11 protein-coding genes are annotated in these 12,243 nt (G+C 67.2%); 8 read left to right on the forward strand and 3 right to left on the reverse strand.

Going from position 1 to position 12,243, the window contains the following annotated elements; all coding sequences use genetic code 11:
• Positions 1–563: 563 nt before the first annotated feature.
• Positions 564–1,604 (forward strand): DNA methyltransferase, encoded by a 1,041-nt coding sequence (locus Mam01_RS28765; RefSeq protein ID WP_239101701.1) that lies wholly within the window; start codon positions 564–566, stop codon positions 1,602–1,604.
• 176 nt (positions 1,605–1,780) lie between these two features.
• On the opposite strand, the gene Mam01_RS28775 is transcribed toward Mam01_RS28765, so the two are convergent.
• Entirely contained in the window at positions 1,781–2,389 is a 609-nt protein-coding gene (locus Mam01_RS28775; protein WP_204288346.1) for a TetR/AcrR family transcriptional regulator, read from the reverse strand.
• Between the two features lie 152 nt (positions 2,390–2,541).
• Here Mam01_RS28775 and Mam01_RS28780 point away from each other — a divergent pair, with 152 nt between their 5' ends.
• The 4 genes from Mam01_RS28780 (at position 2,542) to Mam01_RS28795 (ending at position 6,360) form a co-directional block, all read left to right on the forward strand.
• Positions 2,542–3,303, forward strand: a complete 762-nt coding sequence (locus tag Mam01_RS28780) for a hypothetical protein (RefSeq protein WP_239101702.1) — start codon at positions 2,542–2,544, stop codon at positions 3,301–3,303.
• Between the two features lies 1 nt (position 3,304).
• The gene (locus Mam01_RS28785) at positions 3,305–4,744 is read left to right on the forward strand and encodes a dihydrolipoyl dehydrogenase family protein (protein ID WP_204288347.1); all 1,440 of its coding nucleotides are present in this window, start codon (positions 3,305–3,307) and stop codon (positions 4,742–4,744) included.
• Positions 4,745–4,891: 147 nt separating this feature from the next.
• Complete coding sequence (locus tag Mam01_RS28790; RefSeq protein WP_204288348.1) at positions 4,892–5,740, forward strand: oxidoreductase; 849 nt, start codon at positions 4,892–4,894, stop codon at positions 5,738–5,740.
• Positions 5,740–6,360 carry a TetR/AcrR family transcriptional regulator gene (locus tag Mam01_RS28795; protein ID WP_204288349.1) on the forward strand — a complete coding sequence of 207 codons (621 nt, stop codon included), beginning with the start codon at positions 5,740–5,742 and terminating at the stop codon, positions 6,358–6,360. The genes Mam01_RS28790 and Mam01_RS28795 overlap by 1 nt, the downstream gene beginning before the upstream one ends.
• A 137-nt stretch (positions 6,361–6,497) precedes the next feature.
• Here the strand turns inward: Mam01_RS28795 and Mam01_RS28800 are convergent, their stop codons facing one another.
• Positions 6,498–6,866, reverse strand: a complete 369-nt coding sequence (locus tag Mam01_RS28800; protein WP_204288350.1) for a VOC family protein — start codon at positions 6,864–6,866, stop codon at positions 6,498–6,500.
• Between the two features lie 34 nt (positions 6,867–6,900).
• Positions 6,901–7,674 carry an oxidoreductase gene (locus Mam01_RS28805; protein WP_204288351.1) on the reverse strand — a complete coding sequence of 258 codons (774 nt, stop codon included), beginning with the start codon at positions 7,672–7,674 and terminating at the stop codon, positions 6,901–6,903.
• 81 nt (positions 7,675–7,755) lie between these two features.
• Here Mam01_RS28805 and Mam01_RS28810 point away from each other — a divergent pair, with 81 nt between their 5' ends.
• The 3 genes from Mam01_RS28810 to Mam01_RS28820 all read left to right on the forward strand — a co-directional run bounded on the left by Mam01_RS28810 (position 7,756) and on the right by Mam01_RS28820 (position 10,894).
• Positions 7,756–8,328 carry a TetR/AcrR family transcriptional regulator gene (locus Mam01_RS28810; protein WP_204288352.1) on the forward strand — a complete coding sequence of 191 codons (573 nt, stop codon included), beginning with the start codon at positions 7,756–7,758 and terminating at the stop codon, positions 8,326–8,328.
• Between the two features lie 505 nt (positions 8,329–8,833).
• Positions 8,834–10,186, forward strand: a complete 1,353-nt coding sequence (locus tag Mam01_RS28815) for a tyrosine-type recombinase/integrase (protein WP_204288353.1) — start codon at positions 8,834–8,836, stop codon at positions 10,184–10,186.
• 72 nt (positions 10,187–10,258) lie between these two features.
• Positions 10,259–10,894: a DUF2637 domain-containing protein gene (locus Mam01_RS28820; protein ID WP_239101703.1), complete on the forward strand. Its 636-nt coding sequence runs from the start codon at positions 10,259–10,261 to the stop codon at positions 10,892–10,894.
• The last annotated feature ends 1,349 nt before the right edge of the window (positions 10,895–12,243 follow it).

The raw sequence follows: 12,243 nt of genomic DNA on the forward strand, positions 1-12,243 counted from the left end.
ATCTCGGATGGGTTCGCAGGCATCGGGTTCTCCACGGCGAGAGGGATTTCGCTTCGTCGAACCCGGTTGTAGGAGGGCCCTCTGGCACGGCTCCGGCGCCAATCCCCGACTGCTTCTGGCACGCCTCCGGCGTTTGGTGGTGCGGCGATTTGAGAGGCGTCCGCCAGAGCGGCGCCAGAGGTACGCAGGTGCTCTCACCAGGGGTAACAGCTCACGCCGGAGCGGTGCCGGAGGCCGCTGCTGCACTCTAAGCGCGTATCTGAGTGCCGCCCCGGAACAGAAATGGAAGTAACGAGCACGACCTGGGGCTTCAGGTCCCTCGCCAGCCGGCCTCGGCCGGACTCGCCCCTCTCATGAGGGCTCTGTTCGTGCAGGAGGAGGCGCAATGAGAATTCCGTACTGGCGAGACGACCACGCCACCCTGCACCTCGGCGACGCACGCGAAGTGCTCTCCGAGATGCCCGACCGGTCCGTGGACTGCCTGGTGACCAGCCCGCCCTGCTACGGGCTTCGGGACTACGGCCGCGGAGGAGTACGGCCAGGCGTCGACGCCCGACGAGTACGTGGACACCCTCCGCGCCACGTTCGCGGAGGCCCGGCGGGTGCTCGCCAACGACGGCACCTGCTGGCTCAACATCGGCGACATGTACGCCGCCAACTTCGACGGCTACGCCCGCGGCGACACCTACAACAAGCGGCAGCCAGCCGTACGGCCTCGCTCCCGTCGCATCGTGCCGCCCAAGAACCTGCTCGGCATGCCCTGGCGGGTCGCCTTCGCCCTCCAGCAGGACGGCTGGATCCTGCGCAACGCGATCGTCTGGTCCAAGCCCAACGCCATGCCGCAGTCGGTCCTCGACCGGCTCTCCACCCGGTGCGAGCTGATCTTCCTGCTCGTCAAGCAACGCTTCTACTGGTTCGACCTCGACGCCATCCGCGAGCAATACACCGGCAACCGATCACTGTCTCACCGGACGCGGCGCGGCGGGATGAAGCTCAATGCCATCCAGACGCCCTGGCCACCAACCGGCATGCCGGAGCCAGCCAGCACACTGCACGGCACCGCCAGCCGCTCAAACGGCCGTGCCATTGATGCGGCCAACCGGAACGGCCGCAACCCCGGCGACGTCTGGACCATCTCCACCAGGCCTTACCGAGGCGCCCACTTCGCGCCGTTCCCGATCGACATCCCGCTCCGCGCCATTGCCGCCGGCTGCCGCCCCAGCGGCACCGTCCTGGACCCGTTTTCCGGAGCGGCAACAACGGCCCTTGCCGCCCGGCAACTCGGCCAGCAGTTCATCGGCATCGAGCCCAACGCGGACTACTGCGCGCTCGCCAAGGCACGCCTGCAGGCTGCCGGAGAGAAGAGGGGAGGCGGAGTGACGCCCATGACCATCGAGGAGGTACGTGCCCTCCCGGCCGTCGTCCCTCTGCTGACTGCCGCCCGCGCCCTCGGCCTCAGCCGCAACACCGCCTACCGCCTCGTCAAACGCGGCGAGTTCCCCTGCCGAGTCGTTCAAGCAGGCGATACCTACCGGGTTCCCACCATCGAAGTCCTTCGCATCCTTTCTCTCGATCTAAGCAACGTGGAGGAGCAGGTGGGATAGATAGCCGGGTGGCAGCCTGAGCGGCGATACGCCCTACGGGGCTCGTACGCGCCTGGATGTCTTGGCCGCACCGCCTTCGGCTGCATCAAAATGAAGCGAGGGCGTCTGAGTATTTGTCTTGGACGCCCTCGCCTTGATGTGTCGCCGTGCAAGGCTGAGCGGAGGCGCCTGCGGCTTCAGGCGCTCGCCGGTCCGCTGTAGTCGGTGGCGGCATAAACCTGCAGGAGCCTCTCGACTCCGCGTAGGAAGGTCTCGCAGATCAGCACCGGGTCGAACAGGCAGCCGGCGGCCATGGCGCCGTCGCGCATCATCACGAAGTGGCGGGCGGCGGGCTCGGCGCCGGTCTCCTGGATCCTGGCCAGCAGTTCCGTGATTGTTTCCAGGAACCATTGGCGGTGGGCGAGCACGGCCTTGTGCACCGGGGACTCGGGGTCGGGATACTCGACGGCAGCGTTGAGGAAGGCGCATCCCCGGAAGCCGGGGGACTGGATGCTTCGGGCGATGGACGTGCTGAGGGCGCGGATGGTGTCGGCGGCCGGTAGTCCGGCGGCCACAACCTCGTCCGCCTGACTCCTTATGGCCCGGTCGACCTCGTTCAGGTAGGCCAGGACAAGGTCTTCCTTGCCCGGGAAGTGCCGGTAGAGGGTGGCCCGCGTCACCTGCGCCTCGGCGACGATGCGATCGATGCCGACGGCCTGGATGCCCTCGGCGTAGAAGAGCCGGGTGGCCGTGTCGAGCAGCCGGGACCGCGCTTCGGACGGCCGGCCTTCGGATTCGCTACGCATGCGACCATCCTAGTAGGTAGAACGTTCTGTCTTGACAGGTTGCACGGCAGATTGCAGGCTGTGCGAGGTAGAACGTTCTGTCTTGCGAGAGAGTTGTTCCAGTGGCTCGTCGTCTTCACGTACGCACCGCCCCGCTGTTCATCGGTGCGGCCGTGGTCGCCGCGGCCAGGCTGTCGGCGGCGGGTCCGGCGTCCGCGGCACGGAGCACCCCGGACTTTCCGTCCTTTGTGAAGCCGGCCCGGATTTCCGTCGAGCATCTGGACCTGGCCGTCAGCAGCGCCCGTGCGCCGGGAGTGCTTCCACGCAACGAGCGGGGCGGTCTCCTCGTCATTCAAACTCTGAGAAGGATCATCATGAGCTCCATCGCTGCTTCGCCCGGCATTTCCGGGACCGCGTCCGCACTGCGGCGGCTGTACTTCGTCCGGTTCGCGTTCGCCATCGTCTGGGCCCTCGCGATGTTCACGACCGCCTCGAACCTGGGCCCGCTCGTGGTCACCCTGCTCGTGCTCTACCCGCTGTTCGACGTGGCCGCCGCCGTCATCGACGCCCGCGCGTCGCGCGCCACCGGATCACCTGCCCTGTTGTACGTCAACATCGCGGTCAGCCTGATCACCGCCATCGGAGTGGCCATCGCCTGCGCGTCCGGCATCCCGGCTGTGCTGCGCGTGTGGGGCGCCTGGGCAATCGTGGCCGGGCTGGTCCAGCTGATCGTGGGCGTCACCCGCCGCAAGATGGGCGGCCAGTGGCCGATGATCATCAGCGGCGCCATCTCGGTACTCGCCGGTGCGTCGTTCATCCTTGGTGCCTCCGCAGCCAACCCGACGCTGACCAACGCGGCCGGCTACGCCATCCCCGGCGGCATCTTTTTCCTCATCTCGGCCTTCCGCCTCGGCCGCGCCGCGAAGGGAAACTGACATGGACAGCAACACCTACGACGTCGTCGTCATCGGGGCCGGTCCGGTCGGGGAGAACGTCGCCGACCGGGTGGTGCAGGGTGGGCTGAGCGCCGCCGTCGTCGAGCGCGAGCTCGTCGGTGGGGAATGCTCCTACTGGGCCTGCATGCCGACCAAGGCATTGCTGCGCAGCGCGGCGGCGCTGCGGGCGGCGCGTCAGGTGCCCGGGGCGCGCGAGGCGGTGACCGGCGGTCTCGACGCGGCCGCGGTGCTGGGCCGCCGGGATTCCTTCGCCTCACATTGGAAGGACGATGGCCAGGCCGGCTGGCTCGATTCGGCCGGGATCGCTCTGCACCGTGGTCAGGGCCGGATCGTGTCCGCGAACGTGGTCGAGGTGACCGGCGACGACGGCGTCCCGGTCACGTTGACGGCACAGCATGCGGTGGTCATCGCGACCGGAAGCGGCGCGTTGCTGCCGGACGTTCCCGGTTTGCGCGAGGCCGCGCCGTGGACCAGCCGGGAGGCGGCCGCCGCGAGCGCGGTCCCCGGCCGGCTCGCGATCATCGGTGGTGGCGTGGTGGCGTCGGAGATGGCGACCGCCTTCGCCGCCCTGGGGTCCTCGGTGACGATGCTGGCTCGTGACGGCGTGCTGCCGCTGGCCGAGCCGTTCGCCGGCGAGCGGGTCACCGAGTCGTTGCGGGAGGCCGGTGTGTCGGTACGCCTCGGAGCGGAGGTCGCATCGGTGCACCGCGACGAGGCCGGGACGGTACACATCACGATGACCGACGGCGAGCAGGTCGAGGCCGACGAGGTGCTGGTGGCGATCGGCCGGACACCGAACACCCAGGACATCGGTCTCGGCGCCGTCGGCCTCACGCCGGGTGCCTGGCTCACGGTGGACGACACGCTGCGCGTGGTCGGGCAGGACGGGGCGCCGATCGGCGATGGGTGGCTGTACGCCGCCGGTGACGTCAACCGGCGAGTGCTGCTGACCCACCAGGGCAAATACCAGGCCCGCGCGGTCGGCGACGTCATCGTGACGCGGGCGAAGGGCGAAGCGGTCGACGACGGCCGCTGGGGCCGGCACGTCGCCACGGCCGACGAGCGCGCGGTGCCCCAGGTGGTCTTCACCGAACCGGAGATCGCGTCGGTGGGGCTGACCGCCGCCGCGGCCGAGGCCGCCGGGATACTGATCCGCGTCGTCGATTACGACCTGGGCACCATCGCCGGATCCGCCCTGCACGCCGACGGATACCGGGGGCACGCCCGCATGGTCGTCGACGAGGACAGGAAAGTGATCGTCGGCTTCACGCTCGTGGGTCCGGACGTCGCAGAACTGCTTCACGCCGCGACGATCGCGATCGTCGGCGAGGTTCCGCTGGACCGGCTGTGGCACGCGGTTCCGTCGTTCCCCACCATCAGCGAGGTGTGGCTGCGACTGCTGGAGGCGTACGGCCGCTGACCGCCGGGCCGCGCGCTGCTCCTCTGGCGTGGCGGAGCCCTCCCTGAGGCGTCACGGAAATCTACACGATGATGATAAAAATCGACGCTGTGTAGAATTTGAGTGCGAGAGCAGTCCAGCTCCTCGCGAGTCTTCTCTGGAGAAGCAATGCAGAAGCAGAAGTGGCTCATCACCGGCGTCAGCGCGGGCCTCGGACGCGCCTTCGCCCAAGCCGCCCTGGCCGCCGGACACACCGTCGCCGGCACGGTCCGCTCCGAGGAGGACCTGCGGGCCTTCGAAGGACTCCAACCCGGGCGCGCTCACGGCCGCATCCTGGACGTGACGGACGACGACGCCGTCTCGCGCGTGGTCGCAGAGGTGGAACAGAGCGTCGGCCCTCTGGACGTCGTCGTCGCCAACGCCGGCTACGGCCTGGAGGGCACCTTCGAGGAAACCCCGCTCGCCGAGGTGCGGCGCCAGTTCGAGGTCAACGTATTCGGGGCAGTGGCCACCCTGCAGGCAGCACTGCCCCACATGCGCCGGCGCCGTCGCGGACACCTGATGGCCGTCACTTCCATGGGCGGGCTCATGGCCGTGCCCGGCATGTCCGCCTACTGCGGCAGCAAGTTCGCCCTGGAAGGGATCCTCGAGGCACTGGGCAAGGAGGTCACGCAGTTCGGGATGCATGTCACGGCGATCGAGCCCGGCTCCTTCCGCACCGACTGGGCCGGGCGGTCCATGACGCGCGCCGCGCGGAGCATCGACGACTACGACGAGCTGTTCAATCCCATCCGGGAGACGCGGCAGAAGGCGAGCGGGAACCAGCTGGGCAATCCGGCCAAGGCCGGGGAGGCCGTCGTGCACATCGCGTCGGTCGACCGGCCGCCGGCCCACCTCGTCCTGGGTTCGGACGCGCTGCGACTGGTCACCGCCGCGCGCGCGGCTGTGGACGAGGACATCCGCGCGTGGGAGGCGCTTTCCCGTTCGACCGACTTCGCCGAGGGTGCGCAGCTCTGATGCCTGCCCACGACCGCGCGCGGAGCCGGCGCACCACCGAACGCAAGGGCGATATCCGGGAGCGGGCCATTCTGGACGCCTGCGAAGCCCTGCTGGCGCAAAAGGGCTACGACGCCATGACCGTCGGCGACGTCGCCCAGGGCGCCGGCATCACACGCGGCGCCCTGTACTTCTACTTCGGCTCCAAGCAGGAAGTGGTCGCGGCACTCGTGGCCCGGACCGTCGAGCACCTGTGGGAGCGGTCCCGGGTCACCGCGCAGACCGAGGAGCCGCGCCAGGCCATCGCAGCGGCCATGCGGCGCACGGTCGAGCTGTGGAACGAGCACGGCCTGGTCTTCCGCACGGCGATCGACCTGTCGTTGACCGTGCCGGAGATCGGCGAGCTGTGGAGCCACACAGCTGACCTGTTCATCACGGCCATCACCGCCGTCCTGGAGCGAGCCGGCGTTCAGGCCGGCACCGCACCAGACCATGCGTCAGCGATGGCACGAGCCCTGTGCTGGATGATCGAGCGGACCTTCTACCACGCCTCACAAGAGTCCCGCGAGGAACTGCAGAAGGCATCGGCGACCTGCGAACACATCTGGCTGATCAGCGCCGGCATAAACAGTGAAGCTTAAGAAGCGAACCTCGCGATTCTGGCCGAAGCTTCATGGATGGGCCTCCACATCAGGTTCCAGAGTCCGGTCCGGGTAGGCATGCCGAGGGGCAGGTGGCGCTGGTCAACCACGCGGTGACTTCGTGCTCGGTTTCGGGGTCAGGCCGAGCGAACGCAGAAGGGGTGTCCGGCCGGGCTGGCGTAGACCCGGGAGCCCGGCTGGGTGGAGGCGACGACGTCGTCAGTCGGTCGCAGTCGTCGACCGCCGGCGTCCAGCACCCGCTTGTCCGCGGTCGCCGCGTCGTCCGTGGCGAGGTCGAAGTGCATCTGCTGGGGGGCGCCGTCGGGCCACTGCGGCGGCACATGTTCCGGAGCGTGCTGGATCACGATCATGGGGAAGCCGTCGATCTGAAGAAAGTGGTGCGTCGCCGTCCTCGTGATCGAGCCGCCGAGTAGCCGGTGCCAGAACGAGCTTTCGCTGTCCAGGTCCGCCGCATCCACGATCAGTGACGTCAGGCTGAAGGTCATGGTGTCTCTCCTCGAATCGCCTGCGGGGGGCGGCTCAGACCACGGGGATGATGCCGCCGTCGACCCGGAACTGAGCGCCGGTGAGCCATCTGGCGCGGCCGGAGGCGAGGAACGCGATCATCTCGGCGACGTCCCCGGGTTCGCCGGGGCGCCCCATCGGCACCTTCAGGTGGTCCACGATCTGCTGCTTGACCTCGTCGATGCCCACGCCCTGGCTGTCGGCCATCTGCTGAAGATGGTCGACCGCTCCCTCGGTGACGACGAAGCCCGGCAGAACGCACACCACACGTACGCCGTGCTCGCCCACCGCCGTCGCCAACTCGCGGCTATAGGCGTTGAGCGCCGCCTTCGATGCCGCGTACGACGCCTCGGCAGGCTGGGGAAGGTGGCTGGCGATGGAGGAGACGTGCACCACGACACCGAAGCCACGCTCGACCATCCCGGGAACCAGGGCCCGGTCAAGCCGGACCGCGCTGAGCAGGTTCATCTCCAGGTCGGCGAGCCAGGACGCGTCCGACCGCTCCAAGGTCGGCATCGGTCCGGTTGCGGCTCCGGCGTTGTTGACCAGGACGTCGATGCCTCCGACGCTGTCCACTACGCGTCGGCCGAGTTCCGTCGCCCCCTCCTCCGACCGCAGGTCGGCGGGAATGAAGATGGCGGGCAGGTCTTGCGGAGGTGCGGTTCGCGAGGCCGTCAGCACGACGGCGCCGGCTGCGGCGAAGCGACGAGCCGTCGCCTCCCCGAGCCCTCGGCTACCGCCGGTCACCAGCACTCGCAGGCCGGCGAGCTGTTCCTGCTCGATCGTCATGGGCGTACTCCTTCAATAATGTGAACCCGACTCCGGAAACTGTACACTTAAACGGAGTCCGATTCACCTTATGGAGGACCGTTGCCGTCATCACGTCCACTGCGCGCCGATGCCCGCCGCAACCGCGAAGCGCTCCTAGCCGCGGCGCGTGAGGCGTTCCTCGCCGACGACGACGCCCATGTAGAGGAGATCGCCCGCCGAGCCGATGTGGCCGTCGGCACGCTGTACCGCCACTTCGCAACGCGCGAGGCTCTCGTCGCGGAGGTGTACCGCCAGGAGGTCGCCGAGCTCTGCGCAAGCCCCGCCCGGCTGCTCGCGCAATACGCCCCGGACGAAGCACTGCGCACCTTCCTGCTGCTGCTAGTGGAACACGCGGCAGTAGGCAGAGGGATGGGTGAGGCGCTGGAGAGCATCATGGCAACCGATTCGCCGGTCTTCGACGACGCACGCGACGAGATGGCCCGCGCCCTCGACGAACTTCTCGCCGCAGGTGTCGCAGCAGGCCTCGTCCGCAGTGGCATCAGTGGGCGCGTCGTGCTGCGCGCCCTCGGCGGCATCTGCGGGATGCGCGCCAAAGGCTGGAAGGACGATGCGCTACGCATCGCCACGATTCTGTATGACGGGTTGCGCTACGGCGCAGCGAACCACGGCTAGCGCGAGGTTGCCAGGCGCTTCCCTCTTCGAAAAGGCAGCTCTCAGCCGCGCCATGGCAGCTTCCTCGGGCCGAAGCTCTGCTCGCCTGGCTTGTCGCCGCACACGCACGGGGCGACGTGAGGGTTGCCCTTGTCCTCTGCGCTTACGACGGAGTTCTCGTCTGATCAAGATGCCGACAGAAACTCACTTGAACGCGTCGGTGCCCGTTGGTGACGGACGGCACGACGGTCAGATGACGGTCAAACGATCAAAAGGCCAGGTCCCGGATCTTGGGGACTGGCCTCTGAGCTGGTGTTTTGTGGTGGGGCTACCAGGACTTGAACCTGGGACCTCTTCCTTATCAGCCTTGCCCCGGCGTTCAACGCTTCGTGGTCTTCTAGTGACTCTCGGCCTATAATCGCAGGTAGAAGGCATGATCTCGTGTCGGGAGATCTCGCGCAGTGTCACTCACTGACGCGAGCTCCACTAACGAGTCACTAACGAAGGATCATGAAGGCGGGGTTGAGTGGGTTACTCGTTCAAGCGACTCGATCGCAACGGCAAGCCGCGATACACGGCCTGCTACCAAGACCTGAAAGGCAACATCCTCTCGGCGGGCACCTTCTCCAACAAGAAGGACGCCGACAGAGCCTGGCAGATGGCCGAGGCAGAGGTGGCCAAGGGGCGGATCGGCGATCCCAAGCGTGGACGGCAGACCTTCAAGAGCTACGTCGAAGGCACCTGGCTGCCCAACCACGAGATGGAAGCCACGACCCGGCAGACCTACACCTACGCGATCAGGAAGCATCTCCTGCCCGAGTTCGGCGCCATGCGAATGATCGACATCATGCCTGAGCATGTCCGGGCCTGGATCGTCGCCATGAAGAAGAAGGGTGCGTCGCCCGTGACGATCCAGAAGACGAAGATCGTCCTGAGCGCGATCTTCACGACCGCGCTGAATGACCAGGTGACCTTCATTCACCCCTGCAAGGGGGTCAAGTCGCCACCGGTGGTGGCCAAGCCGCGGACGATCATTTCTCCTGAGCAGTTCGAGACGCTCTATCGGGCCCTGCCGGACGCGGACACGAAGCTGCTGGTCGAGACCGACATCGAGACTGGCCTCCGCTGGGGTGAGCTGACCGAACTACGAGTCAAGGATCTCGATACAGGCTCACGGATCCTGACCGTCAACCGGGCAGTCGTCGAGGTCAATCCTCAGTTCCACCCGACCGGCGGCCGTTTCCTCGTGAAGGAGTACCCCAAGGACAAGGAGTTCCGGCGTCTCAAGCTCACTAGGCAGCTCATCAACAAGTTGCGCCTGCACATCGAAGAACGAGAGCTGGGACCGAACGATCTGCTCTTCATGTGGCGGCAGGAGTCCGCTCCCCGCACGAAGCTACGTGTGGTTCCCGATCCTGAGCATCTGGGCCTCACTCCCCCGACTGCGGCAGGTCGGCAGTATCAACACGGGACGCTGATGGGCTACAACTCCGGCAAGTGCCGCTGCGAGCACTGCCGTGCCGCCATTGCCCTTTACCGAGCACAGCGCCGTCAGACCGAAGGCAATGACAGCCCTCGCAGGCGCCGTATCCGCGACACCGATGGCCACGTACCTGCGGAGGCGTTCCGCAACCAGATCTGGAAGCCCGCCCTCGCTGCGGCCGACCTCACGGTCAAGGTCCGCATCCACGACCTTCGTCACGCACACGCATCGTGGTTGCTATCGGGTGGCGCCGACCTCCAAGTGGTCAAAGAGCGACTTGGGCACGCATCGATCGCGACCACCGAGAAGTACCTGCACACACTGGACGACGCCGACGAGACAGCGCTCGACGCGTTCACGAAGATCCGGAATCGCAGCGCGCGCAGATCATCCTGACAATGGTGCGGCTCGCTTCGCTGACGAGTACGAAAGCGAGCCCTTTGATCATGCTGGAGGGAACGAGGACCAGTGGCCGAGCCCATGAACGGCGCCGACCAAAGACGAATCGAAACGGTCATCCTGAGCACGACGATAACCAGCGTGGTCGCGCTGGCTTTCATCGCCGGCTTGATCTCCTACCGGCACCTCCACCTACTCGCGGTTCGACACGGCGAGTCGCCTTGGACTGCTGCGCTTCTACCACTTAGCGTCGACGGGATGGTGCTCTGCGCCTCGATGGCCCTGCTCGCCGACTCGCGGCGCGGGAGGCGCGGAGGAGTCCTGCCCTGGACGCTTCTGGTAGTTGGCAGCCTTGCGAGCGTTGCCGCCAACGTCGCTGTCGCTGAGCCATCCCTCATCGGTCGTGCTGTGGCAGCTTGGCCGGCCTTCGCAATGATCGGCGGCTTGGAGATGGCCTTCCGGCTGGTACGGCAAAGCGTCACCCGTCGACTCTTTCCCGAGGAGCTCACAGCCGTCTCAGCACCTGTATCGGCCGACGGCAAGCGCGGACGCACTCTCCAGCAGGAAGCTTGGCAGTGGGCACTCCAAAACCGCCGTCCAGACGGCACACTGCCACGATCCATCGATCTTGCCCGGCAATTCCACCGCAGCCCCCGCTGGGCCCGCCTTGTCAAGTCATCCGGATTGAATGGCACCTTGATCTAGGAAGCCGGAACCTAAGCGACTTCTACTCTCTGATGAGGCCCGGCCACGGAAGCCGGGGGAGACGACCAGGTTGAAGTGAGCAGTCCAGATGGGATCAACCCCGTAATGAGGCCCGGCCGGTAGGGCCGGGTAATAGGTTTCGGGGCATGATCGACCGCGACCTGGTTGACGGGGTGCCGCAATGAGGCCCAGCCGCTGGGCTGGGTGAGTTACCAACCGTGTCGGTGCGCCCAGAAGTAGAGGACCCCGCAATGAGGCCCGCCGCGATGGCCGGTGAGACTACCTCGGTGGTCATGCACAGGCCCGTCACGTTCATCCCGCCATTGGACCGGCCACGCAGGCCGGATGAGACCATTCCTGCCAGGCGAAGTTGGCGTCGCAGGTGCCCCCGCAATGAGGCCCGGCCGGTAGGGCCGGGTGAGACCTCGATCACTAAGGGGGTGCAGCACGACATTGATGTGCTCCCGCAATGAGGCCCGGCCGTAAATGCCGGGTAGATCGAGGCAACCAGGTCCAGCCCACCGAAACGGCGGGGCCGCTATGAGGCCGGCCGCCTTCGTCGTCGGTGTCCGGCAGGACACCACCATGCCGCGCTGAGGCCCGGTCACGAAGACCGGGTGAGACGCCGCCCGCGATGAACACCACGCAGTACTGGACGCCGCAATAAGGCCTGGCCACTAGGGCCAAGTCGACAAGTGACCTCCTCGATCGTGCCGCCCGTACACCGCCCTGCCGCGATGAGGCCCGGCCGCTTAAACCGGGTGAGACCGGCAGGTTGTTGGCGGTGTTGAACAGGTGCGGGATCCCGCAATGAGGCCCGACCAGGGAGGCCGGGTGAGACGGTCGGCGGGTGTTCGGGTTTGATCCTTACCAGACGCAGCCGCAATGAAGCCTGGCCGTTAGGGCCGGGTGAGACTAGGTACCGGCCGTCGTTCGGGTCCGCGCTCAGGTCCTCCCCGCAATGAGGCCCGGCCACGGGGGCCGGGTGAACCCTCGTCGTTTGCGGTTGACGACCCGTTTCATTCCCACCCGCCGCAATGAGGCCCGGCCACGCAGGCCGGGTGAGACCTGCCAGCCACGTCCCCTCCGTCGAGCCGCACCATCCCGCAATGAGGCCCGGCCTTTAGGGCCGGGTGAGACCACGTGCTGCAGCTGCAGCAGAAGGCGGCGCTGGACCCGCAATGAGGCCCGGCCACAGAGGCCGGGTGGGAGCCTGGGCAGGCTCGCGCAGGTCGTAGGTCTGTCACTCGCCGCGATGAGGCCCAGTGACGGAGGCCGGGTAAGGCTCAGCTGCTCCCGGTCGTACAGCCGCCCGCCGTAACCGACGCAATGAGGCCCGGCCACGTAGG

The sequence above is a fragment of the Microbispora amethystogenes genome (genome assembly GCF_016863015.1).
GTDB classification, from domain to species: domain Bacteria; phylum Actinomycetota; class Actinomycetes; order Streptosporangiales; family Streptosporangiaceae; genus Microbispora; species Microbispora amethystogenes.

Coding starts and splice junctions, on each gene's coding strand:
- Mam01_RS28785 (WP_204288347.1), top strand. CDS start 3,305: ATGGACAGCAACACCTACGACGTCGTCGTCATCGGGGCCGGTCCGGTC.
- Mam01_RS28775 (WP_204288346.1), bottom strand. CDS start 2,389: ATGCGTAGCGAATCCGAAGGCCGGCCGTCCGAAGCGCGGTCCCGGCTG.
- Mam01_RS28790 (WP_204288348.1), top strand. CDS start 4,892: ATGCAGAAGCAGAAGTGGCTCATCACCGGCGTCAGCGCGGGCCTCGGA.
- Mam01_RS28800 (WP_204288350.1), bottom strand. CDS start 6,866: ATGACCTTCAGCCTGACGTCACTGATCGTGGATGCGGCGGACCTGGAC.
- Mam01_RS28795 (WP_204288349.1), top strand. CDS start 5,740: ATGCCTGCCCACGACCGCGCGCGGAGCCGGCGCACCACCGAACGCAAG.
- Mam01_RS28805 (WP_204288351.1), bottom strand. CDS start 7,674: ATGACGATCGAGCAGGAACAGCTCGCCGGCCTGCGAGTGCTGGTGACC.